This window comes from Flavobacterium sp. ARAG 55.4 (assembly GCF_051846875.1).
Lineage (GTDB): Bacteria > Bacteroidota > Bacteroidia > Flavobacteriales > Flavobacteriaceae > Flavobacterium > Flavobacterium plantiphilum.
In genome coordinates, this window is record NZ_JBPYCT010000015.1 from 50,669 (window position 1) to 74,800 (window position 24,132).

A 24,132-nucleotide genomic window follows, 5' to 3' on the forward strand; every position below is an offset into this window, starting at 1 on the left:
TTAAATCGAAAATACAACACAACAATATGAGTCAGGAAATACGGGATTTAGAACCACAGGTTTTGTGGAATAATTTTGCTACTCTTAATGCAGTCCCAAGGCCTTCAAAGAAAGAAGGACGTGTAGTGGCATTTATAAAAGACTTTGGTAAGAAGTTAGGATTAGAGGTTTTTGAAGATAAAGTTCAAAATGTAATTATCAGAAAACCGGCAACGACGGGAATGGAGAATCGCAAGCCTGTAGTTTTACAGGGGCATTTAGATATGGTGCATCAAAAAAATGCGGAAACCGTTTTTGATTTTGATACACAAGGAATTGAAATGTATGTAGATGGTGACTGGGTGCGTGCTAAAGGAACAACTTTAGGAGCAGATAATGGACTGGGAGTTGCAGCAATTATGGCTGTTTTAGAAAGCAAAGATCTCGCTCATCCTGCTATTGAAGCCTTATTTACAATTGACGAAGAAACAGGAATGACGGGTGCCATGAACTTAGAAGAAGGTTTGTTACAAGGGCAAATTTTGTTGAATCTGGATACTGAAGAAGATGATGAAATCGATATTGGCTGTGCCGGAGGTGTTGATGTCACTGCCGAAGCAGAATATGATGAGGAAGAAACTCCGGAACATTCGGTAGGATATAGCATAACTGTTAAAGGACTTAAAGGGGGGCATTCCGGGATTGACATTCACAAAGGTTTAGGAAACGCTAATAAAATTATGAATAGACTGTTATTTGACGGTTTTGATAGTTTTGGTTTGCAAATTTCTGAAATAAAAGGAGGAAGTTTACGTAATGCAATTCCGCGTGAAAGTGTAGCAAAAGTGATTATTGCTTCGGTTTATGATGAAGCTTTTGTGTTTGATATGCAGCAAATTGTAGGCGAAATTAAAAATGAACTGAAAACTACTGAACCGGATTTAGAAATTGTTTTCGAAAAATTAAAAAATACACCTGCAAAAGTGATGCCTCCAATGGCACAATATTACTTTGTACGGTCAATGGCTACTGCTGCAAACGGGGTGCATAGAATGAGTGCCGATTTTGATAATCTGGTTGAAACTTCCAATAATATTGCAAAAGTTGATTTGGGTAAAGGGAAATTATCAGTGCAGTGCTTAACGCGTTCTTCGGTTGAATCGGCTAAGTTTGATTTGGCTAATGAGCTGCGTTCTGCTTTTGAATTAATGGGCTGCGAGGTGGAGGTTTCGGGTTCTTATCCCGGATGGACACCTAATGCGCAATCGGAGATATTGGATGTTTTAGTTCCAATATATGAAAAGCTAAATCAAGAAAAACCTAAAGTAGTGGCTTGTCATGCCGGTTTAGAATGCGGGATTTTAGGCGCTAATTACCCGGATATGGATATGATTTCTTTTGGTCCTACCATTCATGGAGCTCATTCACCCGATGAAAGAGCAAGTATTACTTCTTCCCGGAAATTCTGGAAATTTTTAGTAGAGATTTTGGCAAACATTCCGTTAAAATAATAGTGTAGCAGTGTGCTGTTTTTTAATCTAAAAAAAATCCTCAATTATTTCAATTGAGGATTTATCTAAACTAAAACTTTATTTTTTCAAAACTTTGTATTGTTCATAACAGCCGCTTATGGCATCCATAATTTGGAGGTCATTGGCAGTTTGAATGAAAGACTCCGAATAATTGCATCGTTGTAAAATTTCAGGAATTTCATTTTTATCTATACCCAGCAGCACTGCCAGTGTTTCGCGGTCAAACTTAGATTCTAAAAGATTTCTTACGGTGTCGTCTTTTTTGATTTCTTTTAATTTTTTTAACTCAGTGGCTTTTTTTCCAAAGAAATTATAAAGCATATCGGCAGGGTTGAATATAGAACCCAAAACTTTTCCAAAAGCTCCCGGAGAATATTCACCTGCTTCATAACCATTGTTCAGTCCTGAAATACTGTATTGATAATTTTTGTTGATAGGAATCGTTTTAGAATCAACTTCTAAATAACCGGTGAGGTTAAAGGGACGGATAACAACCTCTTCTAACGCAATTGCTTTTTCGGTCAGATATATTTTAGCTATTTTGTTTTTTATCCAGTCATTTGTTACTTTCACTCGTAGTGACTGAAATCCTAAAAGGGACAAATGTAAGGTGTCGTTAGGGTGGATATCAATTTCAAAATATCCGCTCATGTCAGTTCTGGAACCTCTTACTCTGTTGATATTGATGATGTTTACACCTGATAAGGGAGATTTAGTATTGTCGTTATAGATATAGCCGGTTACTTTTTGGGAAGTAATTTGATCCTGAGCAAAAGTGACTGTAGAGAATACTATAAAAAAGAAAACTACAAAATATTTCATAAACTGGTTTAAAACTTTAAAAGTAATAAATCGGCTTTAAATATTTTGTAGTTTATTATTTTAATTATAAGAAAATTAACGAATCGTTAATCTCTTCTTGGTCTTCTTGGTCTTGGAGCATCCCCAAAACTTTCCGAGCGTCTTGCAGGTCTTTCTGAAGAACCTCCTTCACGTCTTGAAGCACCTCTGTCATTTCTGAAACCAGCTTCTCTTGGAGCTGAATTTCTGTCACTTCTAAAACTGCCTTCTCTGCGTGGAGCAAAACTTCCTTCGCGTCTTCCGCCTTCGCGTCTTCCGCCTGAATTTCTTCCATTATGATCACGTCTTCCACCACCATCATTTTTAGAAATCTCAACATTGATACGACGACCTTCTAACTGTACGTTGTTCAGTACTTCCATTACTTTGTCAGTATGTTCCGGATCAGTGTTAAAGAAAGAGAATCCTTCTTTTACATCCACTTTGAAAACATCATCACGACCTAAGTCTAATGTTTCTTTCAGGTAATCTTTTAATGACATCCAGTCAAAATTATCTCTGGAACCAATGTTTACAAAATATCTTGTAGCACCGCCATTATTGTTTTCTCTTGGTGCACGGTCGTCTCCACGATCACGTCTGTCAGATCCTGAAGCAGAAATATCTCTTGTTTTCTTATAGTAGTTTATAAAACGGTTAAACTCAACAGAAACCATTTTCTTAATTAACTCTTCTTTAGACAAACCTTCTAATACATCATTGATAGCCGGTAAGTAGTTGTCAATTTCATGATCTACTTCAGTATCTTTAATTTTATTTGCTAAGTGTAATAATTGGATTTCACAGATTTCAATTCCTGACGGAATTGTTTTTTCTTCAAATTTTTGTTTGATGATTCTTTCGATAGAAGAAATCTTGCGTAATTCACTTTTTGTTACAATTACAATAGAAGTTCCTAATCTTCCGGCACGACCTGTTCTTCCTGAACGGTGGTTGTACGTTTCAATTTCGTCCGGCAATTGATAGTTTACTACGTGAGTAATGTTATCAACGTCAATTCCACGAGCCGCTACATCTGTTGCAACAAGCATTTGGATTTGTCTACCACGGAAAGATTTCATTACCCCGTCACGTTGTGCCTGAGATAAATCTCCGTGTAAAGCTGCAGCGCTGTATCCGTCTTCGATTAGTTTTTCGGCAATAGCTTGTGTATCACGTTTTGTACGACAGAAAACCACTGAGAAAATGTCAGGGTTTGCATCAGCTAAACGTTTCAGAGCTTCGTAACGGTCACGGGCATTTACCAGATAAAATTCGTGAGAAACCGTCGCAGAACCAGAGTTTTTAGTACCTACGGTAACTTCTGCAGGGTTAGTCATGAATTGTTTTCCAATTCTGGCTACTTCCGCAGGCATAGTTGCAGAAAACAACCAGGTGTTTTTTTCATCCGGTGTTGTTGAAAGGATGTTTACGATGTCCTCATAGAATCCCATATTCAGCATTTCGTCTGCTTCGTCCAGAATACAATAATTAATCTGAGTGATGTTTACTAATCCTCTGTTAATCATATCCTGCATTCTTCCTGGTGTAGCTACAATAATTTGAGCTCCTCTTTTAATTTCTCTGGCTTGTTCTGTAATACTAGCTCCTCCGTAAACTGCTACCACATTAATACCTTTTTCGTATTTAGAGTAGTTTTTAAGTTCGTTGGTAATCTGTAAGCAAAGTTCGCGCGTTGGAGATAAAATCAACGCCTGTGTATTTCTGTTGTCGGCATCAATTTTTTGAATAACTGGAAAACCAAAAGCTGCCGTTTTCCCTGTCCCTGTCTGAGCCAACGCAACTAAATCTGTATCTTTTTCCAATAATAGGGGAATCGCTTTCTCCTGTACTTCTGACGGATTCTCAAATCCTAGATCTAAAATCGCCTTCAGTAACGATTCACTCAATCCTAATTGTTCAAATTTATTCATTATGTATTTTTAAAATAGGGTGCAAAATTACTGTTAATAATCCATATAAACTAATGCATTTCTAAGTTTTAATGATTTAATATCTTTTGATTATCAGAAAGTTATGTTTTTAAACTTAAAACTGCACCTTTGGTTTATGAATTTTAATGGTAAACAACAAGTGTATTTTAGAAAAAAATAAATAAAAATTGTTGGATTTTAAATAATTATTTTGTTTCTGTTAAATAAGAAATGAGTAATTGGGTAGCTTTGCTGCGATGGCTGATTTGGTTTTTTATTTTTAAATCTAAATCAGCAAAAGTTTGCTGATAGTCTTCGGGCTGAAAAACTGGATCATATCCAAATCCTTGATTTCCTGATTTTTTCATCGTAATTTTCCCCTTTGCTATTCCGGTAAATAATTGTTGTTTTCCGTTTACATTTAATGCAATTACAGTTTTAAATTGTGCGGTACGGTTGTTTTTGTCTTTGAGATTTTCCAGCAAAAGATTCATATTGTCTTCTGCATTACGCTGCATCCCTGCATATCGTGCAGAATATACACCTGGTGCTCCGTTTAAGGCTTCCACTTCCAGTCCGGTATCATCAGCAAAACAGTCATAACCGTATTTTTGAGTTACATAATTAGCTTTCAGTATGGCGTTTCCTTCTATAGTGTCAGCTGTTTCAGGAATTTCTTCATGGCAACCTATTGCTTCGAGACTCAAAACCTCAATTGTTTCAGGTAATAGTTGTTGAATTTCTTTAATTTTATTTTTGTTATTGGATGCGAATACAAGTTGCATAATTTAAGATTTTAAGAAATGGTGATATTTAGTATTAAATATTGTATAACTAGCTGTTATTCAGGTTAATTAGATGTTAAATCGTTTCTGGAAACAAAATTATTATGAATAATTGCCGTATCTTTACACTGTGGTTTTGATTCACTATGTGTGTATGTTAATTTGGGTAGAAAAATGAAAACACACTATCAACACCTTTTTAGTTAATTATATAAGTTGAGAATAGTAAATCAAAACCAATGTTGGAGGGCTTTAACAGCCCTCCTTTTTTTTAATGCTGGCTGACATTTGTTAAATTATTGGGGAAATACAAATCAGAAAGATGGCTGAACTCATCACCACGCATAAAAATAGAAATATCAGCTTCTGCAAAACTGGTTTTTCCGGCTGCAGCCAGCAATTCATTAGCCGCATGAAGGGTATTTCGATGATAATGATATACCCGTTCAGATTTATCTGTTACTACTAAACCTTTCATCAGCATTTTATTCTGGGTAGCTACACCTGTAGGGCATTGATTGTTATGGCAACGCAATGCCTGAATACATCCCAGTGAAAACATGAATCCTCTGGCGCTGTTGCACATATCTGCTCCTAAAGCAATAGCATGTAAGACAGAATAACCGGAAATAATTTTACCACTTCCTATTATTCGTATTTTATCGCGGATGTTGAGATTAACCAATGTTTTATTAACAAATATTAAAGCGGGCTCAAAAGGCATTCCCACACCATCAGAAAATTCTAAAGGTGCAGCTCCGGTTCCTCCCTCAGCTCCATCTACAGTAATAAAATCCGGATAACAATCTGCAGCGATCATTTCGTGACAAATGGCTTCAAATTCACTTGTTTTTCCGATACAGAGTTTGAATCCGATGGGTTTTCCATTCGATAATTCGCGCAGACGGGCAATAAATTCGATTAAGCCTCTGGCGTCAGAAAAAGCACTGTGAGCCGGAGGAGACAGAATCAGTGTATGGGGTAGTACGCCTCTTATTTTTGCAATTTGTTCCGTGTTTTTAGCTGCTGGTAATACTCCGCCATGACCTGGTTTGGCACCTTGAGAGAGCTTAATTTCAATCATTTTTACATTCGGATGGCTAGCTTTTTCTTTGAATTTTCCTCCGTCAAAATTTCCTCTGTCGTCCCTGCAGCCAAAATAGCCTGTTCCTATTTGCCAGGTAACATCGGCGCCCTGTAAATGAAAATCAGTTAATCCTCCTTCGCCGGTATTGTGATAGAAATGACCTCTTAAAGCGCCTTTGTTTAATGCTAAAATTGCATTTTCGCTTAATGAACCGAAACTCATCGCAGAAATGTTCAGCAACGAAGCTGAATAAGGCTGTTTGCAGTCTTTTCCTCCCACCATTACACGAGGTAATTCTTCATTTACTTTGGTTGGGAATACAGAATGTTTAATCCCTTCATAATTCGTATGATTTATATTTAATTGTGTTCCAAAAGGAGTATTAGAATCAATATTTTTAGACCTTTGATAGACCAGAGAGCGCTGATTGCGTGAAAATGGTTTCCCGTCGGTGGAGCGCTCGATAAAATACTGTTGGATTTCAGGTGAAATACTTTCGAAAATATACCTGAAATACCCTATAATTGGGAAGTTTCGGAGTATAGCATGTTTTTTTTGGACACTATTATAAAATCCTATACCTATGAAAACCACCATTATTACAGAAAACAAATACGATGTTTCCATGTAATAATTGAAAAATAATGAAATGGCTAATAATGAAATTCCAACGATGAAAATTTGCTTTCTCATTTGATAATTGATTTAAATTGCAGGCAAACACAAATTTAATCCAAAAAGGATTGGAGTTACTTATAGAATCTTTTAAAATAACCTTAAATTTCGGAGATGTACTGTGTTTAAAATAGCCGTTTAACTGTCTTAATATGAGTATTTATTAACTAAAACGTAAACGGACATAAACATGTTTTATCCCTTTTTTGTCTGAATCTCTTTCATCTATTTCAAGAATATCTGTGAGCGATTTTAACATGGGGGTCAGTTTTGTAAAACCGTAATTTCTGGGATCAAACTCGGGTTTTTTCTTTACAATCAGATTTCCTACGTCACCTAAGAAGGCCCATCCGCTATCATCGGCAATATCATCAATCGAATCTTCAATAAGATCAATTGTAGGTTCGTCTATTTTGTTTAGCGGTTTTTGTACAGACTTTTCAGTTGTTCTAACAGTGGTTTTTTCAACTGGTTTTTTAGAATCTACTACCGTTTTAGCTGTCTTTTTCTTAATTGCACCATCTAAAACTTCGATAAATATGAAGCGGTCGCAGGCACTGATAAAAGGTTTAGGTGTTTTTTGTTCTCCAATTCCGATGACTTTCATGCCGGATTCTCTTAATCGGATGGCTAAACGTGTAAAATCACTGTCACTGGAAACAATACAAAAACCGTCCAGTTTGCCTGAATAGAGTAAATCCATCGCATCGATAATCAGTGCGGAATCTGAAGAGTTTTTGCCTGTGGTATAACCATATTGCTGGATAGGAGTAATAGCGTGTTCTAATAAAACGCCTTTCCAGCCATTAGCATTGGGTTTGGTCCAGTCGGCATAGATGCGTTTTGTTGTGGGAGTTCCGTATTTAGTGATTTCTTCCATCATTCCCTTTACATTGCTGTATGGAACATTATCGGCATCAATTAATACGGCTAATTTGAGTTCTTTTGTATTTTGTGGCATTGCATTTTTTTAAGTGAGCTAAAGATAAATATTTTACTTTAGTTTTTGTTCTGTTTGCTGTTATTTCATTCTGCGTTCTTTTAAACAGAAAAAGGAGAAGTTTTTTGCTTCTCCTTATTTGATACTATTTTTACAGAAGAGTCAGGTTGTTTTTTATCTGATATTCAGATTTCCTTCAATTCCGTCACTGTTGTCCGTTGTTGATCCTGTTAAAGCGGCACCAATAAAGCTTAGCATTGTTACAAATTTACCGGCTTTGGTATCCCAGTAATAAGTTTCTTCTGGTGTAACTCTGATTACGGTTACTTTAGGATCTTCTTTTCCATCTTCAAACCATGCATTAGCCAGTGAGCTCCATTGTTCTTCTATTGTATTTTTGTCTTTATAAATAAAAGCTTTACCGTAAATTGACAGGTATTCGGCGTTTCCGTTATTCATAAAAAATAACTGTACTTTATTCTCTTCTTTTATTTCAAAATTTTTATTGCTCTCGGAGCTGCTTAGAAACCAAAGATTTCCTTGTTTGTCGCATTCCTGAAGACTCATCGGACGGGAATTCATTGGAAGTTCAGTTAAGTTGGTACAAAACATACAAACTCTGGCGCTTTCTGATAATTCTTTTAATTTTTCAATGGCTTTGGTCTGTGTTAAATTTTCTATTGACATGTCTTAGATTTTTAAAAGTTAATGATTGTTTTCTGTTCCGTCAGCACACCAAAGAATGGCGGTGTCTAATTCGTTCTTTGAAAAAGATCTGAATTCTCCGGGCATCAGAACACTAAATATTTCGGTAAAATTTTGCACATTGTTATTGTCTGTAACAATAGCGCAACGATTCCATTTGGAGAGGTTTTTTATTCCAAGAAGTAAGTCCTGCAGCCAGGCTTTAAAAGTGAAATCTCCAATTTCAGTATTGAGATACAAAAGGTAGTTTAATTCATTGAAAATTTTTACTTTTTGTTCCGCAGTGGGGAAGACCACGTTTTCAAAATCGGCCTGGGTTACCGTGCCGCGTGCTTCAAAAGCAGCAACATTATCGGGTGTGTTTTGTAGTATAGCTATCATGACTGTTTTATTTTAAGTCAAAAATATCACTTCTATACTTTTGGTATGTTACAGATTTTTACCGAATTATTACAGGATTTTGTTTGGAATCCTAAAACGTGATTCGGTTAAGAGGGAGTTAATTGATCTAACTGCGTAGAATTTTTTCCATTGTTTTTCCTTTAGCTAATTCATCAATTAATTTGTCCAGATAACGAATTTGCTGCATCAGTTTGTCTTCGATTTCTTCTACACGATAGCCACATATCACGCCTGTGATTTTAGAAACATTCGGGTTTATTTGTGGTGCCTGAGCAAAGAATGTTTCAAAATCAGTTTGGTTTTCCAGAATATGTTGCAAGTTTTGCTCGTTGTATCCGGTAAGCCAGAAGATAATGGTGTCTACTTCCTGTCTGCTACGTCCTTTTTTCTCTGCCTTAGCAATATAGTGCGGATAAACTGAAGCAAAAGGCATTTTAAATACTTTATGATTCTTCATTTTTATTAAATAAATTTTAAGTGCTACTTGCAGACTTAGGTTTTAGATTTGATAGTTTTTATCAGTTCTTTATTTCTTTTATTAGCTCTTGCATTTTGTAAAGAGATGACTGCCCAAATGGCAGCAGGAATCCAACCAATAAGAGTTATTTGTAATACTAAACAAAGAATTCCAGTTAATATCCTACCTCTTAAAAAGAAAGAAACGAACGGAAAGAAAATGGCAATTAAGGTCATGGTTTAGTTTTTATTATTGATTTCAGTTATTTAATTGAAAAACTATTTCCCAAGTGATAACTGTGAAAACTCCATTTGCAACAATCAATGTTATAATTCCATATGGATCATAAACAGGGAAAAGATTCAATTGGAGAATTAATATTGATAAAATAATACTTGTTATTGTTACTAAAGCGGGAAACATGATTTTTTTCCAAAAGGTATATTTTGTATTAAGAAAAGCAAACGCAATGTTTACAGCAAAAATGACTGAAACCATAATAACCACCATTGTGTTTCCTTTACTTCCATTTAATTGTTGAACTATAAAATCAATTACGATAGGAATTGAACAAATTATAGTTAGAAGTATAGTATAGCTTAAGATTTTTTTCAAGTTCATTTTTTTAGTTTTATGGTTAAAATATGATAAAATGGTAATTCAACTAAAATAGCAAATTAATTGTTGAACTTCGTTTCGCATTAAGAATAAAATAATCAAAATTATTAATGTAATTATATTAGTTTTGGATTCAATATATTTCTGTTTGTTAAAGTTTGAAGATGTTTTAAAAATTAAATATCCACCGATTATTAAGATTGGTAAATGGTCCAAAATCAGTTCAACATACCAAATTGCTGAAATTCTGCTTGCAGTCGCGCCTTCACCGTAAATTCCCCAAAAGACAAAAATTTCAATTATAAAGAGTAAAATGAGAATCACAAAGAATAGTATACTATTGATTGCAATACTTTTATATTCGGTTTTTAGTTTAGTGAGTTTTTGTAAATTCAAAATGAGTCGTTGTTAAGGTAAAAACATAAAGCTAATGCAAATAAATGTATACCAAACAGAAAGTATCTCCATTTCGGTTTGTGTATTAAAATTTGGCTATAAATCGGTATTTGGATTAAAGCGAGGACAAAACCAATTAAATTTATTTTTCTATTCAAATTTGTTAATAACATTGTAAAAGGGAAAATTATTTTAGCAGGAATATATGTGCCGTGTCCTCCACCTGCAAAAATTATTGAAACAAGAAGACATAAAAATGTAATAATTAATGTTTTTGCTACTGTTTTCATTTAAATGTGTGCTAACTTTTAAATGCTCGCTAAAAAATAGCGCTTATATTCTCAAAATCAGTTAGTTTGACGAAACTGTATTTTGGTTTGTATTTTGATCAAATATATTCATTTTTTCTTACAAAAAATATAAATTTCATTTTATTTAAAATGGAAAGTCATTGAAAAAATGCTAACATAAATAGCTCCTGAAAATAAATTTAGCTTAAAAGGTGCTAATAAAATTTAAATAATTATTTTTGCAAACTGTTAAAATTAATGTTATTACATCACGATAGTATGGTAAAAGATTTATTCGAAAGAATTCAGAGCAATAAAGGACCGTTAGGGAAATGGGCTTCGCAAGCAGAAGGATATTTTGTATTTCCTAAATTAGAAGGAGAATTAGGGCCTAGAATGAAGTTTGCAGGAAAAGATATTTTGAACTGGAGTTTGAATGACTATTTAGGTCTGGCCAATCATCCTGAAGTGCGTAAAGCTGATACTGATGCTGCAATTCAGTTTGGTGCGGCTTACCCAATGGGTGCGCGTATGATGAGTGGTCACACAACTTATCACGAACAATTAGAAAAAGAATTGGCTGAATTTGTAATGAAGGAATCAGCTTATTTATTGAATTTTGGGTATCAGGGAATGGTTTCTATCATTGATGCTTTGGTAACTAAAAATGATATTATTGTATATGATGTAGATTCGCATGCCTGTATTATTGATGGTGTTCGTTTGCACATGGGTAAGCGTTTTACTTATAAGCACAACGATTTAGATAGTATGGAGAAAAACCTCCAACGTGCTACTAAAATGGCTCAGGAAACCGGAGGAGGTATTTTATTTATTACCGAAGGTGTTTTTGGAATGCGCGGGCAACAAGGAAAATTGAAAGAAATTGTTGCTATGAAAGAGAAATACAATTTCCGTTTATTAGTTGATGATGCACACGGTTTTGGTACTCTTGGAAAAACAGGTGCCGGAGCAGGTGAGGAGCAAGGCTGTCAGGACGGAATTGATGTTTATTTTTCAACTTTTGCAAAATCGATGGCTAACATTGGAGCATTTGTAGCGGCTGATAAAGATGTTATTGATTATTTAAAATACAACTTGCGTTCGCAAATGTTTGCTAAGGCATTGCCTATGATTCAGACTTTAGGTTCTTTGAAACGTTTAGAGTTGTTGCGTAAATCTTCTGAGATTAAAGATAAATTGTGGGAAAACGTAAATACGTTACAAAACGGATTGAAAGAAAACGGATTTAATATTGGAGATACAAATACTTGTATTACTCCGGTATATCTTGAAGGAAGTATTCCAGAAGCTATGGTGATGGTAAACGACCTGAGAGAGAACTACGGTATTTTCTTGTCAATCGTGGTTTATCCGGTTATCCCTAAAGGAATTATCTTGTTAAGAATGATTCCTACGGCTTCTCATACCTTAGCTGATATTGAGGAAACATTAACCGCTTTTGAAGCTATCCGTGAGAAATTAGTAAACGGTACTTATAAGTCTATTGCTGAAAAAACAACAGTAGATATGGAAGCGCAAGCTTAATACAATTAAAACTTAGATTCTCTTTATGGGAATTATATAAAAGAATCCATTCATTATATGAGTGGATTTTTTTGTTAAAAAATATCTTTACATTATATTAATTTTAAAAAATTATAACTATGAAAGTGATATATATACTTAGTAATGTAGTGTTGTTTGTAATTCTTGCTTCTTCTTGTATGAATAAAAAAACTGATCAGGTAGTTGTAGCTCCGCAGCAAGCAGAAGCGCCAATAGAAACACCAAAAAAAGAATGTTATCAGGCTGTAATTGAAAAAGACACGCTGAGGCTGACACTTGATATCAATACGGTCAATGATGTGAATGGAGAATTAGATGCTTCTTATTTTGAAAAAGACAGAAGTTTTGGGACGCTTTTAGGAAATATGCGCGGAGACACCATTTTTGCCGATTATAAGTTTGAGTCTGAAGGAAAGACTTCTATCCGTGAAATGGCTTTTATTAAAAAAGATTCTAATACCTATGTTGAAGGTCATGGTGAAATGATTGATGCTAACGACAGAATGGCTTTTAAGGATAAAAGCAAAATTAAATTTGATGGAAATATTGTGTACCACAAAATTAATTGTGAATAATACTTTTACTTTTGTTCCAAATACCAAAAAAAATATCCATTAGGCTATACTAATGGATATTTTTTTTAAAGATCTTTTCTAAATGTTTTTCTTCTGCAATGTACTTTAGGATCAAAGTGTTTCCATAAATTATGAATAGCAATATTGTCTGCTAATTCAGGAGTTCTATAGCAGTTTTCAATACCTTTTTCTTTAAAAGTCTCATAATATTCATTGAAAATTATAGCGGTTACTGCTTTATTCTGATACTCAGGATGCACGCCTATTAAGTAAAAAAGCATGTCTTTGCTTTGTTTTTTTGCTTTAAGCAAATGAAATATTCCAAAAGGGAATAGTTTTCCTTTTGCTTTTTGTAAAGCTCTTGAGAAAGAAGGCATTACGATGCTGAAAGCAATGATGTTCTGGTCTTTGTCTTCTACAAATTTGATGTATTCCGGATTGATAAAACTGATGTATTTTTTCTTGAAATATTCTTTTTGGACTTCAGAAATAGCGACAAATGAAGATAGATTCGCATAAGAAGTATTAAATAAATCAAACATTTTATCGACATAAGGCATGACTTCTTTGGTGGATTTAAAGTTCAAAGCTTTTAATTGGTATCTTTTTTTAACCAATTCGTTTGCTTTTTGAAAAAACTCCGGTTGTACATTTGAAAACGGAAATTTACTTTCTACATATTCTTTTTCGGTTACATAACCCAGTTGTTCAAAATGAGCAGCATAATAAGGGTGATTGTACCAGGTTACCATCGTTCCCAGCTGATCAAATCCCTCAGTCAGGACACCTACTTTATCTAAATTAGAAAATCCCATAGGGCCTTCAACATATTCCAGATTGTTTTTTCTGCCCAGTTCGTATACTTTTTCCAGTAAAGCCTCAGTTACATTGATGTCATTAATGACATCAAACCAGCCAAAACGCACTTTTTTCTTTTGCTGACCATTAACTTCAGCCCAATTAATAATAGCAGTGATACGTCCTGCTATTTTACCGTCTTTATAGGCAATGTAAAAATAAGCTTCTGCATTATCAAAAGCAGGATTTTTAGTTTTGTCAAAAGTTTCTAATTCGTCGTTAATTAAAGGCGGAACCCAGAATTCATTGTCTTTGTATAAAGAAAAAGGAAATTTAATATATTCGGTCAGTTCTTTTTTTGTTATTGCTTCTTTTATTGTAATCATTTTTTTGTTTTCTTTATTCTATTGCGTCTTTTCTTTTTTGATCTCTTTTGGCTGCTTTTCTTACTGATCTGGGCTGAGAGGAGCTGTCTTCTATTTCCATTCGTACTTCCTTATAATTGGTGTCATAACGCCATGAAAAACCTATTCCTCCATAGAAAACTGTAGGCGTGTCTTTTAGATTATGGCTTATGGATGCGTCTATCTGCATATTTTTATTAATTAAAAAAGCAGCTCCGCCACGCAGGATGGCATCACTGTAAAAATCGCTCTTAAATCCCTGATTCTCTATGAATCCGGACCATTTTCGGCTAATGCCTTTGGTTAAAGTGATGATATAACCATAACTTGGATAATCTGTGCCAATATAATCAGCAATAATATTGGTTACAAAAACCCATGAACCATCACCCAAATGATTTTGGGTAACCAGCATCACCTTAGGAGAAATCATCGCATCGGGAGTAAAAGCATACGGATTGTTTTTAGTAGTAAAATTGGCACCGGCAAAAACAGAAACAGCAGGAATTAATTGGTGCCAGTTAAAAGAATGATTGGCTTTCCAGCTGTAGATGTTTACCTTTTTTTCATAATTCTTATAAGGATCATAAATGAGATATTTGGCTCCCAGAATACTTTGTTTTAAAGCTGATTTATTATATTGGTTAAAAGCGGTTACAAAATCTTCGTTTTGGTATTGAAGATTAGCAACCAGTTCTAATCTTTCCATTAAAAAACCATACCGTAAATCAAGATCTATCCCATACCCATTAGCATCATAACCTAATAATCGGTGGTTTTCATTAATGCCGTAAATACCGGTTTCTATCTGAATTACTGATTTCCCCACTGCGTATGCAGACATAGATTCTCCAGGTCTGTTAGAGTTAATTTCGTCGGTGTGCTGAGCATAATTGTAATTGACTAATAAGCTTAGGGCTAAGACTAATAAAACTTTAAATGAAGGCATGTTGTTTGGATTTTAAAAGTGATAGGCTTTCCAAATGTACTATATTTTATTATTTATTTAAGAATGATATTCCAATTTTGAGCGTAGTATTTGTTAAATTTGCTAAAAAATATTTTTATTATGCAATTGGCTTCTTTTTCAGGATTTATAAGAACATTATTTTATATCATAGCTTTCTATTATATTTTTAGGTTTCTGGCAAAATTATTTCTGCCGTTGATAGTTAAAAAAGTAGTGGAGAAAGCAGGAGAAAATATGTACCAGCAGCAACAGCGTCAACAGCAGAATTCCTGGCAAAAAAAACAGAATGACGAGACTGTTATTTATAATACGGATAATGTAAAGAAACCCCGGGAAACCAAAAAAGTAGGAGATTATGTGGATTACGAAGAAATAGATTAAATTTGCCTCAATAGTAATCCATATTTAAATAAAATTCCCGAAAAATTGAAAATAATAAATAAGTTATATCCGCACGCTATTGCCATTTTAGGTTTTATTTTAGTTTCACTCATTTATTTTTATCCCGTACTTCAGGGTAAACAGATTTTCCAATCCGATATTGCCCAGTATACCGGAATGGCGAAAGAACAAAATGATTTCAGGGCTGTAGAGCATTTGGAGCCCTATTGGACGAATTCGGCCTTTGGTGGAATGCCTACGTATCAGTTAGGAGCAAAATATCCATATGATTTTATAAGTGTATTGGATCATGCTTTACGTTTTTTACCGCGTCCCGCTGATTATTTATTTCTGTACTTCTTGGGTTTTTATGGTTTGCTTTTGGTATTAAGGATTGATCCTTTAAAAGCCTTTTTTGGGGCTGTAGCCTTTGGTTTTTCAACCTATCTTATTATTATTTTAGGTGTAGGACATAATGCTAAGGCGCATGCTATTGCCTATATGCCATTAGTTATTGCCGGTTTTATACTGGTTTATAAGAAAAAATACATTTGGGGTGGTTTGTTAACGATGGTGGCAACAGCATTGGAAATTAATGCCAATCACTTTCAGATGACTTATTATCTGTTGATTTTCCTGCTGATACTTTCCGTTTATTATACGTATGTAAGAATAAAAACTAAAGAATTCAAAGCCTTATTGACTTCGTTTGGTATCCTGGCTGTTGCAGGTATTTTTGCTCTGGGCGCCAATGCGACTAATTTAATGGCTACAGCAGAGTATGCGGATTTTAGTACCCGTGGGAAAAGTGAATTGACTTTTAATCCCGATGGTTCCAAAAGTACAGATACGAGTGCCATGACCCGCGATTATATTACTGAATACAGTTATGGGATAGCAGAGAGTTTCAATTTGATTGCACCACGACTTTTTGGTGGTTCTAATCATGAGGCTCTGGGCACCGACAGCAGTATGTATAATTTTATGATAAGTCAGGGTGTTCCTGCCGGACAGGCAGCTGATTTTGTCAGCGGAATGCCAACCTATTGGGGTGATCAGCCTATTGTTGCTGCTCCGGCATACATTGGTGTCGTAGTTTTCTTTTTAGGAATTTTGGCTTTAATCATAGATGAAAGAAGAATAAAATATGTTTTCCTTTCCGGGGCTGTTGTAGCATTATTACTTTCGTGGGGTAAAAATTTTCCAACCTTAACAGATTTTTTTATTGATTATGTGCCACTTTACAATAAGTTTAGAGCCGTTTCTTCTATTCAGGTTATTTTAGAATTATGTTTTCCTGTTTTAGCGATAATGGGATTACAGTCTTTTTTTAAAGCAGATAAAAATAGGCAATGGGAAGGTTTGTGGCAATCAGCAGCAATTGCTTTAGGGACTGTTATTATTCTGTTCCTGTGCAAGGGCATGTTTAGTTTTACAGGAGCTAGTGACAGTTATTTTTCTGAAAGTTACGGATCAAGTTTTGTAGATGCGCTTGTAAGCGACAGAAAAACGCTTTACAGTGCAGATTTGTTACGTTCTGGTTTCTTTATTGTTTTAACTTCAGGAATCTTATGGTTGTTTTTCAAAAACAGAATTGCACAGACAACGGCGCTGATTCTCGTTGGATTATTTATGGTTTCTGATTTATTCTTTGTTGCTAAAAAATATGTTTCGGCAAAAGATTTTGTCAGTGGCAGAGAAGTTGCGGTTCCTTTTGAGGAAACTCCTTCTGATGCTCAAATCCTCAAAGACACTACTCATTACCGTGTTTTTGAAGTAAATGGTAATTTTTCAAGTGCCAGAACTTCTTATTTTCATAAATCGATTGGGGGTTATCATGCTGCAAAACCAAGACGAATGCAACAATTATTTGACTACCAGATTGCAAAAAATAATTTGGAAATACTCAATATGCTTAACGTAAAGTATGTTATCCAGACCGATAAGGAAGGAAAAGAATTTCCTGTTGTTAATCCGGATGCTAATGGCAATGCCTGGTTTGTGAACGAAGTAAAATTAGTGAATAAAGCCAATGACGAAATGAAAGCACTGGATCATTTAAACACTAAAAAAGTAGCTGTTTTTAATTTGAATTTATACGGAAGTAAATTTAAAAATGCACGTTTAAAACGCAATATGGATACTACAGGAACTATTCAGTTACGTACCTATAAACCGAATTATATCAGATATATTTCAGATAGTAGAAATGAAGGTTTAGCCGTTTTCTCGGAAATTTATTATCCAAATGGCTGGAATGCTTACGTAGACGGAGTGAAAACAGAACATTTTCCGGTAGATTATGTTTTAAGAGCCATGATGTTGCCTAAAGGGGTTCATACTGTCGAATTCAAGTTTGAACCGGAAGTAATTAAAACCGGAAGTATTATTACACTTATCAGTGGTGCAGGAATGTTATTTTTACTAATTGGAGGGGTTTATTATCAAAGGAAAAATAATCTGGGGTAAGTGGTTGTTTCGGTTTTTATTTACGTTTAAACTTAATTATTAAGGCTTTGGATTCAAAAAAACTTTTGATTATTACCTATTATTGGCCGCCTGCCGGAGGTCCCGGAGTGCAACGCTGGTTGAAATTTGTAAAATATTTACCTGATTTTGGTGTTCAGCCTATTGTATATATTCCCGAAAATCCTACATATCCAATTGTGGATGAAAATTTACTTCAGGAAGTTTCTAATCAAGCAATTATTCTGAAGCAAAAAATTTTTGAACCTTACCAACTGGCTTCGTTTTTGTCTAAAAATAAAACAAAAAAAATGAATTCGGGGATTATTCCTAACCAAAAGAAACAATCTTTTTTAGATAAAGTTCTCTTGTGGATACGCGGTAATTTATTTATTCCTGATGCTCGTTTTTTTTGGGTAAAACCATCTGTTTCTTATTTAGAAAAATATATTGTTGAAAATAATATTGAAACTATTGTTACGTCAGGTCCACCCCATAGTTTACATCTTATCGGATTAGAATTAAGGCAAAAGCTAAATGTAAAATGGATTGCTGATTTCAGGGACCCCTGGACTACAATTGGTTACCATAAATCGCTGCGGTTGTCTGAGTTTGCAGCTCAGAAACATAAAGATTTAGAATCTAAAGTTTTAAATACTGCTGATTCCATTATTGTCACCAGCAAAACTACAAAAGCAGAATTTGAATCACTGACCACAAAGCCTGTTGCAGTAATTACAAATGGGTTTGATGTTGAAAAAGCAGAAAAACAGCCATTGGATTCCAAATTCAGTCTGGCACATATTGGTTCTTTTCTTTCAGCCAGAAATCCTAAATTACTATGGGAATCTTTAACGGAATTGTTAGATGAGATTCCGGATTTTAAATCACATTTAGAAATTAAATTAATTGGTGCTGTGAGTCAGGAAGTTCTGGATACCATAGCTGCTTCCGGTCTGGATTTATATCTGAATAACCTGGGGTATGTTTCTCATGACGAAGCTGTGTCGCATCAAAGAAAATCACAGGTTTTATTACTTATCGAAATTGATTCAGAAGAGACCAGAAGCATAATCCCCGGTAAATTATTCGAATATATGGTTTCTAACAGACCTATTATTGCTATTGGACCTCAGGGCTCTGACTTTGCCGAAATAGTAACTGATACCAATACAGGAGTATTTTTTGATTATTCTGAAAAAGTAAAACTTAAAAAGTTAATTTTGGACTTTTATAATCAATACCTGGAAGGGAAGTTAGAATCTCATGGTGTAGGTTTACAAAAATATTCAAGAAAAAATTTGACCGGACAGTTAGTACAACTTCTAAATCTCTAGTTTCTATAAATGGGAATCGTTTTAAATCAGTCTTTAAAGAATACTATAATTACGTATATCGGTTTTGGTATCGGCGCAGTGAATACCATTTATTTGTATCCTTTTTTTTTGGGTGCAACCTATTATGGTTTAGTTAATTATGTGCTTTCTGCTGCAGCTATTATTATGCCTTTGTTAGCCTTTGGAATGCAGAATACATTGGTTAAGTTTTTTTCTCAATGTAAAAATGAAAATGAAGAAAATCGATTTTTGTCATTTGCAGTTGTATTACCGCTATTATTGTCAATTCCTTTATTATTAATTTGTTGGTACTTTTATAATGATATAGCTGTTTATTTATCCAGAGAAAATAAGATTGTAAAAAGTTATTTATGGATAATTCCATTCATTGGTTTATGCATGGCTTATTTTGAAATTTTCTATTCCTGGGCCAGGGTTCAAATGCACTCAGTATTTGGTAATTTTATTAAAGAAGTAGGCTTAAGATTGTTTTCTTTAATATCCTTATTAGGAATTTATTATAATTGGATTAATGTTGAACAATTTGTTTATCTCACAGCTGCTATTTATTTTGTAGCTTTCTTAGTTACTATGTTGTATGCTTTTTATCTTAAGAAACCGAGTTTACAATTGACAATTCCTCATAATTCTAAAGATATTTTAGTGTATACTTTCTTTATTATTTTATCAGGAGGTGTTGCTAATTTATTATTAGATATTGATAAAATAATGCTCAATCAGTATATCAAAATTGAAAATATTGCTTATTATTCGGTGGCTACTTACATTGCATTGGTTATTTCGGTACCCAGCAGAGCTATGCACCAAATTGTATATCCAATTACCGCTAAGTTAATGCATGAAGAAAAACACGATGAACTGAATGATCTCTATAAAAAAACTTCTATCAATCTGCAAATTGTAGGCGGATATGTAATGCTTTGTATTTTTGTAAACATTAATCAGTTGTATGAAATGATTCCACCGGAATATGGAGGGGGAATATATGTCGTATTTATGATTGGCTTATCTAAGTATTTTGATTTGATATTAGGAAACAATAATGCTATCATCTTTAATACTAAATATTACAGAGCTGTTTTATTTTTAGGTGTTGTCTTAGTTTTTCTTACAGTGGCTTTAAATATGATTTTTATTCCGTTGTACGGAATCTTGGGATCGGCTTTTGCTACTCTCTTGTCTATAACTTTATACAGTCTGGCTAAGTTAGGTTTTGTTGTCAAAAGACTGCATTTATATCCGTTTACGAATCAGACACTCTATTCTTTAAGCTTGACCTTTATTTTGTTTATATTGTTTTACTTTTGGGATTTCCCATTTAATTCTATCATTGCAATTGGTTTAAAATCAATACTCGTTAGTCTGGCTTATGTGTATTTAAATTACCGATTTGTGATTTCCCACCAAATCAATGAAGTTATTGATGGTTTGTTGAAAAAGTTCAAAATAATAAAGTGATTTTTTACAAAAAAAAGTTTTAATAATGTGTTAATCACTAAAAGTGGGTATATGAAATCCTGATTTATGGTATTAATTTTGTGAAAGAATATACTTTATTAAAGTATAACAAGATTAAAACACCCCAATTATGATAAATATTCTTGATAAGCCCGAAAATTTAAAGTTAAATGAGGTTTTGGATAAAAAAATTAAGAAAGGTTTTGTTGTACAGGAAGTCAATAATAAGCTACCTTTTGTAGTACTATCCAAAAAGCCGACAAAAATTAATCATCATTTAAATTTTTTAATTTCTTGTGTCACTTTTGGTTTGTGGTCTATTCCCTGGATATATAAAAGCATAGAAGCTAAAAAAGAAAAAAAAATTATAATTGCTATTGATGAAGACGGAAATACTTTCGAAGATAGATGTTATAGTTAAAGAGTTTTAAAGAGTTTTAAACTGTAAACAAAAAACTCCGTCTCTAATAAGGCGGAGTTTTTTTGATTTATAATTTTTCTTTAAGATATTGAGCTGTAATTGATTTTTTGTTTTTTACAACTTCTTCTGGAGTTCCTACAGCTAATAATTGTCCGCCATTTTCTCCTCCTTCAGGTCCTAAATCGATAATCCAGTCGGCACATTTAATTAAATCGAGGTTATGTTCAATTACTAATAAAGAATGCCCTTTCTCTATTAAAGCACCAAAAGAAGCCAATAGTTTCTTGATATCATGAAAATGTAAGCCGGTTGTAGGTTCGTCAAAAACAAATAAAGCTTTGTCTTTAGTAGCTCCTTTTACCAGAAAAGAAGCGAGTTTGATACGTTGCGCTTCTCCACCAGAAAGCGTAGAAGAGGACTGACCTAATTGAACATATCCTAAACCAACATCCTGTAATGGTTTTAACTTTTGAATAATTTTATTTTGCTTGTTTTTTTCAAAAAAAGAAACAGCATCATCAATAGTCATTGTCAAAATATCATTGATGTTTTTGCCTTCATATGCTACTTCGAGTATTTCTTTTTTAAAACGTTTTCCGTTACAGGTTTCACAGGGCAATTGTACATCGGCCATGAATACCATTTCTACATTAATAGTTCCTTCGCCACTGCAGGTTTCACAGCGACCGCCATCAACGTTAAAAGAAAAATGCTTGGGTTGATAGCCTCGGATTTTAGACAGTTTTTCTTTAGCAAATACATCTCTGATATCATCATACGCTTTAATGTAGGTTACAGGGTTTGAACGGGAACTACGACCAATAGGATTTTGATCTACATATTCAATATGTTTTATTTGCGAAAAAGAACCTGTGATTTCGCTAAACTGTCCTGCTTTTTCTCCCGCATTATCCAGTTTTTTCTGCATGGCAGGAAACAGAATTTTCTTGACAAGTGTGCTTTTTCCACTTCCCGAAACTCCGGTAATTACCGTTAAAACATCCAGCGGGAAAGTAACATCAATGTTTTGAAGATTATTCTCTCTGGCTCCTTTTATTTCGATAAAATTTTTAAAAGGACGGCGTTTTTTAGGAACAGCAATTTCTAAATCTCCGTTGAGGTATTTTGCTGTTAAGGAATTGGACTGTAATATTTCTTCAAAATTCCCCTGAGCAACTAATTCCCCTCCAAAAGTTCCTGCTTCGGGACCAATATCAATAATCATATCGGCCGCTTTCATAATATCTTCATCATGTTCTACTACGATTACGGTATTTCCTAAATCACGTAAAGACAACAATACTTTTATTAAACGTTCACTGTCTTTTGGGTGTAATCCAATACTGGGTTCATCCAGAATGTACATAGAGCCCACTAAACTGCTTCCTAATGAAGTTGCTAAGTTGATACGCTGCGATTCTCCTCCCGAAAGTGTGGATGAATTTCTGTTCAGCGTTAAATAATCCAAACCAACTTCTGTTAAAAATGACAACCGGTTATTGATTTCGACTAAAAGTCTTTTGGCAATTTGTTTTTCATATTCATCTAAAATGATGTTTTTAAAGAAGTCAACTAAATGTCTAATTGGTAAATCAACTAAATCAGAAACCGTTTTCCCGTTGATTTTCACATAGGAAGCTTCTACACGCAAACGCTTTCCTTTACAGCTTTGACATTTGGTTTTTCCACGGTAACGTGACAGCATCACGCGGTTTTGGATTTTATAATTTTTAGCTTCCAGTTCCCTGAAAAAATCATTTAAACCTTCAAAATAAGAATTTCCGGTCCAGATTAATTCTTTTTGTTCTTCGGTTAACTGAAAATAAGGTTTATGGATAGGGAAATCAAACTTGTAAGCGCTATTGACTAATTGATCGCGATACCAGCTCATGCTTTCACCACGCCACGGAAATATGGCATTTTCATATACCGATAAACTGGTGTTTGGAACCACTAATTCGGCATCAATCCCAATGATATTTCCGTAACCTTCACATACCGGACAAGCTCCATATGGATTATTGAAACTAAATAAATGTACATTTGGTTCGAGGAAAGTGATGCCGTCTAACTCAAAATTATTGGAATAATCCAATCGCTTTTCTGTATTTAATTCCTGTAAATAGCAAATTCCCTTTCCCTCATAAAAGGCAGTTTGTACCGCATCGGCAAGACGGTTATAAAATTCTTCTTCGTCTTTAACTACAATCCGGTCCACAATTAAAAGAATATCTTTATTGTCTAATGAATGTTGGTTTACTTCGTCCAGACGCACGGTTTCATTATCCACTAATATTCGGGAAAAACCTTGTTGCAGTAAAACTTTTAATTTGTCTTCCAGTTGTCTTCCTTCTTCCAGATGAATAGGGGCAAGCAAAAGCCATTTGCTGTTAAGTTCTAATTGTTTAACATCATTGATAACATCCGAAACCGTATTTTTCTTCACTTCACGACCCGAAACCGGTGAGTAAGTCCGTCCAATTCTGGCAAACAAAAGTTTCATGTAGTCGTAAATTTCCGTTGATGTTCCTACGGTAGAACGGGCATTACTGGTATTTACTTTTTGTTCAATGGCAATAGCAGGAGCAATTCCTTTGATGTATTCTACTTTTGGTTTGTCTAATCTGCCAAGGAATTGTCGCGCATAAGAAGACAGGCTTTCTACATAACGGCGTTGTCCTTCGGCATACAAAGTGTCAAATGCCAGACTGGATTTTCCTGATCCGGAAAGTCCTGTAATTACCACTAGTTTGTTACGCGGAATTACTACATCAAGGTTTTTTAAATTGTGAACCTGAGCACCTTTTATTATTATATTTTTCTTTGGATCTATTTTCGAAAAGTCAACTTGCATAAAAAATATTGATTTCTACAAAAGTAATCATTTTCCAGATGAGAAAAGAATCTGCCTAAGCCATAAATAAAGTGTCGTTTTTTACTTTTATCAGTTGTAAAATATCTATTCTTTAAATAAATAAATCGTTTTTATATCATTTTTCTGTTTTTTATTTGCCGAACAAAACAATTATTTGTTAAATTTGGACAGTTAACAATATGAAAAATAAAAGCGCCTATAGTAAAAAACTACTTTT

The 24,132-nt window shown here is 34.1% G+C and carries 21 protein-coding genes; 8 read left to right on the forward strand and 13 right to left on the reverse strand.

Going from position 1 to position 24,132, the window contains the following annotated elements; translation table 11 throughout:
• The first annotated feature begins 26 nt into the window (after positions 1-26).
• A complete protein-coding gene (locus ACSV4D_RS15750) occupies positions 27-1,490 on the forward strand; it encodes an aminoacyl-histidine dipeptidase (RefSeq protein WP_439229020.1) in 1,464 nt (487 codons plus the stop codon).
• Between the two features lie 78 nt (positions 1,491-1,568).
• Here ACSV4D_RS15750 and ACSV4D_RS15755 read toward each other — a convergent pair whose 3' ends face one another.
• The 10 genes from ACSV4D_RS15755 to ACSV4D_RS15800 all read right to left on the reverse strand — a co-directional run bounded on the left by ACSV4D_RS15755 (position 1,569) and on the right by ACSV4D_RS15800 (position 9,957).
• A complete protein-coding gene (locus tag ACSV4D_RS15755; protein WP_439229021.1) occupies positions 1,569-2,333 on the reverse strand; it encodes a carboxypeptidase-like regulatory domain-containing protein in 765 nt (254 codons plus the stop codon).
• 86 nt (positions 2,334-2,419) lie between these two features.
• Positions 2,420-4,285, reverse strand: coding sequence for a DEAD/DEAH box helicase (locus ACSV4D_RS15760; protein WP_439229022.1), 1,866 nt, complete (start codon positions 4,283-4,285; stop codon positions 2,420-2,422).
• A gap of 206 nt (positions 4,286-4,491) precedes the next feature.
• Positions 4,492-5,070: a non-canonical purine NTP diphosphatase gene (locus ACSV4D_RS15765; RefSeq protein ID WP_439229023.1), complete on the reverse strand. Its 579-nt coding sequence runs from the start codon at positions 5,068-5,070 to the stop codon at positions 4,492-4,494.
• Positions 5,071-5,341: 271 nt separating this feature from the next.
• Positions 5,342-6,850: an FMN-binding glutamate synthase family protein gene (locus ACSV4D_RS15770; protein WP_439229024.1), complete on the reverse strand. Its 1,509-nt coding sequence runs from the start codon at positions 6,848-6,850 to the stop codon at positions 5,342-5,344.
• A gap of 145 nt (positions 6,851-6,995) precedes the next feature.
• A complete protein-coding gene (locus ACSV4D_RS15775) occupies positions 6,996-7,793 on the reverse strand; it encodes an NYN domain-containing protein (RefSeq protein WP_439229025.1) in 798 nt (265 codons plus the stop codon).
• Positions 7,794-7,946: 153 nt separating this feature from the next.
• Entirely contained in the window at positions 7,947-8,459 is a 513-nt protein-coding gene (locus ACSV4D_RS15780; RefSeq protein WP_408082774.1) for a pyridoxamine 5'-phosphate oxidase family protein, read from the reverse strand.
• An 18-nt stretch (positions 8,460-8,477) separates the two neighbouring features.
• Positions 8,478-8,858: an STAS/SEC14 domain-containing protein gene (locus ACSV4D_RS15785; RefSeq protein ID WP_408082773.1), complete on the reverse strand. Its 381-nt coding sequence runs from the start codon at positions 8,856-8,858 to the stop codon at positions 8,478-8,480.
• Positions 8,859-8,985: 127 nt separating this feature from the next.
• A complete protein-coding gene (locus tag ACSV4D_RS15790) occupies positions 8,986-9,336 on the reverse strand; it encodes a DUF2200 domain-containing protein (RefSeq protein ID WP_439229026.1) in 351 nt (116 codons plus the stop codon).
• A gap of 35 nt (positions 9,337-9,371) precedes the next feature.
• Positions 9,372-9,572, reverse strand: coding sequence for a YqaE/Pmp3 family membrane protein (locus ACSV4D_RS15795; RefSeq protein WP_439229027.1), 201 nt, complete (start codon positions 9,570-9,572; stop codon positions 9,372-9,374).
• A 22-nt stretch (positions 9,573-9,594) separates the two neighbouring features.
• Positions 9,595-9,957: a hypothetical protein gene (locus ACSV4D_RS15800; protein WP_439229028.1), complete on the reverse strand. Its 363-nt coding sequence runs from the start codon at positions 9,955-9,957 to the stop codon at positions 9,595-9,597.
• Between the two features lie 962 nt (positions 9,958-10,919).
• Here ACSV4D_RS15800 and ACSV4D_RS15805 point away from each other — a divergent pair.
• Both ACSV4D_RS15805 and ACSV4D_RS15810 read left to right on the forward strand, forming a co-directional pair.
• Positions 10,920-12,188, forward strand: a complete 1,269-nt coding sequence (locus ACSV4D_RS15805) for an aminotransferase class I/II-fold pyridoxal phosphate-dependent enzyme (RefSeq protein WP_439229049.1) — start codon at positions 10,920-10,922, stop codon at positions 12,186-12,188.
• 119 nt (positions 12,189-12,307) lie between these two features.
• Positions 12,308-12,784 carry a hypothetical protein gene (locus ACSV4D_RS15810; RefSeq protein WP_408082768.1) on the forward strand — a complete coding sequence of 159 codons (477 nt, stop codon included), beginning with the start codon at positions 12,308-12,310 and terminating at the stop codon, positions 12,782-12,784.
• Positions 12,785-12,849: 65 nt separating this feature from the next.
• On the opposite strand, the gene ACSV4D_RS15815 is transcribed toward ACSV4D_RS15810, so the two are convergent.
• Together ACSV4D_RS15815 and ACSV4D_RS15820 are read right to left on the reverse strand one after the other, a co-directional pair.
• Positions 12,850-13,968: a GTP cyclohydrolase gene (locus ACSV4D_RS15815; RefSeq protein WP_439229029.1), complete on the reverse strand. Its 1,119-nt coding sequence runs from the start codon at positions 13,966-13,968 to the stop codon at positions 12,850-12,852.
• A 13-nt stretch (positions 13,969-13,981) separates the two neighbouring features.
• Positions 13,982-14,935: a transporter gene (locus ACSV4D_RS15820; RefSeq protein WP_439229030.1), complete on the reverse strand. Its 954-nt coding sequence runs from the start codon at positions 14,933-14,935 to the stop codon at positions 13,982-13,984.
• Positions 14,936-15,055: 120 nt separating this feature from the next.
• Between ACSV4D_RS15820 and ACSV4D_RS15825 the strand changes: the two genes are divergently transcribed.
• From ACSV4D_RS15825 to ACSV4D_RS15845, 5 genes are all read left to right on the forward strand, one after another.
• Entirely contained in the window at positions 15,056-15,337 is a 282-nt protein-coding gene (locus tag ACSV4D_RS15825) for a DUF4834 family protein (RefSeq protein ID WP_439229031.1), read from the forward strand.
• A gap of 45 nt (positions 15,338-15,382) precedes the next feature.
• Positions 15,383-17,806, forward strand: coding sequence for a YfhO family protein (locus ACSV4D_RS15830; RefSeq protein WP_439229032.1), 2,424 nt, complete (start codon positions 15,383-15,385; stop codon positions 17,804-17,806).
• A gap of 47 nt (positions 17,807-17,853) precedes the next feature.
• Complete coding sequence (locus tag ACSV4D_RS15835; protein WP_439229033.1) at positions 17,854-19,140, forward strand: glycosyltransferase family 4 protein; 1,287 nt, start codon at positions 17,854-17,856, stop codon at positions 19,138-19,140.
• Between the two features lie 9 nt (positions 19,141-19,149).
• On the forward strand, positions 19,150-20,619 hold the full coding sequence (locus ACSV4D_RS15840; protein ID WP_439229034.1) for a lipopolysaccharide biosynthesis protein: 1,470 nt from the start codon (positions 19,150-19,152) through the stop codon (positions 20,617-20,619).
• A 130-nt stretch (positions 20,620-20,749) separates the two neighbouring features.
• Positions 20,750-21,040, forward strand: coding sequence for a hypothetical protein (locus ACSV4D_RS15845; protein ID WP_408082761.1), 291 nt, complete (start codon positions 20,750-20,752; stop codon positions 21,038-21,040).
• Between the two features lie 67 nt (positions 21,041-21,107).
• Here the strand turns inward: ACSV4D_RS15845 and uvrA are convergent, their stop codons facing one another.
• Positions 21,108-23,894, reverse strand: a complete 2,787-nt coding sequence (gene uvrA, locus ACSV4D_RS15850; protein ID WP_439229035.1) for an excinuclease ABC subunit UvrA — start codon at positions 23,892-23,894, stop codon at positions 21,108-21,110.
• Positions 23,895-24,132 lie beyond the last annotated feature (238 nt).

Excerpts from the sequence above, each read along its gene's own strand:
- ACSV4D_RS15800 (WP_439229028.1), bottom strand. The coding sequence starts at position 9,957 with ATGAACTTGAAAAAAATCTTAAGCTATACTATACTTCTAACTATAATT.
- ACSV4D_RS15760 (WP_439229022.1), bottom strand. The coding sequence starts at position 4,285 with ATGAATAAATTTGAACAATTAGGATTGAGTGAATCGTTACTGAAGGCG.
- ACSV4D_RS15810 (WP_408082768.1), top strand. The coding sequence starts at position 12,308 with ATGAAAGTGATATATATACTTAGTAATGTAGTGTTGTTTGTAATTCTT.
- ACSV4D_RS15845 (WP_408082761.1), top strand. The coding sequence starts at position 20,750 with ATGATAAATATTCTTGATAAGCCCGAAAATTTAAAGTTAAATGAGGTT.
- uvrA (WP_439229035.1), bottom strand. The coding sequence starts at position 23,894 with ATGCAAGTTGACTTTTCGAAAATAGATCCAAAGAAAAATATAATAATA.
- ACSV4D_RS15775 (WP_439229025.1), bottom strand. The coding sequence starts at position 7,793 with ATGCCACAAAATACAAAAGAACTCAAATTAGCCGTATTAATTGATGCC.
- ACSV4D_RS15825 (WP_439229031.1), top strand. The coding sequence starts at position 15,056 with ATGCAATTGGCTTCTTTTTCAGGATTTATAAGAACATTATTTTATATC.
- ACSV4D_RS15805 (WP_439229049.1), top strand. The coding sequence starts at position 10,920 with ATGGTAAAAGATTTATTCGAAAGAATTCAGAGCAATAAAGGACCGTTA.
- ACSV4D_RS15840 (WP_439229034.1), top strand. The coding sequence starts at position 19,150 with ATGGGAATCGTTTTAAATCAGTCTTTAAAGAATACTATAATTACGTAT.
- ACSV4D_RS15790 (WP_439229026.1), bottom strand. The coding sequence starts at position 9,336 with ATGAAGAATCATAAAGTATTTAAAATGCCTTTTGCTTCAGTTTATCCG.
- ACSV4D_RS15750 (WP_439229020.1), top strand. The coding sequence starts at position 27 with ATGAGTCAGGAAATACGGGATTTAGAACCACAGGTTTTGTGGAATAAT.
- ACSV4D_RS15780 (WP_408082774.1), bottom strand. The coding sequence starts at position 8,459 with ATGTCAATAGAAAATTTAACACAGACCAAAGCCATTGAAAAATTAAAA.
- ACSV4D_RS15815 (WP_439229029.1), bottom strand. The coding sequence starts at position 13,968 with ATGATTACAATAAAAGAAGCAATAACAAAAAAAGAACTGACCGAATAT.
- ACSV4D_RS15755 (WP_439229021.1), bottom strand. The coding sequence starts at position 2,333 with ATGAAATATTTTGTAGTTTTCTTTTTTATAGTATTCTCTACAGTCACT.
- ACSV4D_RS15795 (WP_439229027.1), bottom strand. The coding sequence starts at position 9,572 with ATGACCTTAATTGCCATTTTCTTTCCGTTCGTTTCTTTCTTTTTAAGA.
- ACSV4D_RS15820 (WP_439229030.1), bottom strand. The coding sequence starts at position 14,935 with ATGCCTTCATTTAAAGTTTTATTAGTCTTAGCCCTAAGCTTATTAGTC.
- ACSV4D_RS15765 (WP_439229023.1), bottom strand. The coding sequence starts at position 5,070 with ATGCAACTTGTATTCGCATCCAATAACAAAAATAAAATTAAAGAAATT.
- ACSV4D_RS15785 (WP_408082773.1), bottom strand. The coding sequence starts at position 8,858 with ATGATAGCTATACTACAAAACACACCCGATAATGTTGCTGCTTTTGAA.
- ACSV4D_RS15770 (WP_439229024.1), bottom strand. The coding sequence starts at position 6,850 with ATGAGAAAGCAAATTTTCATCGTTGGAATTTCATTATTAGCCATTTCA.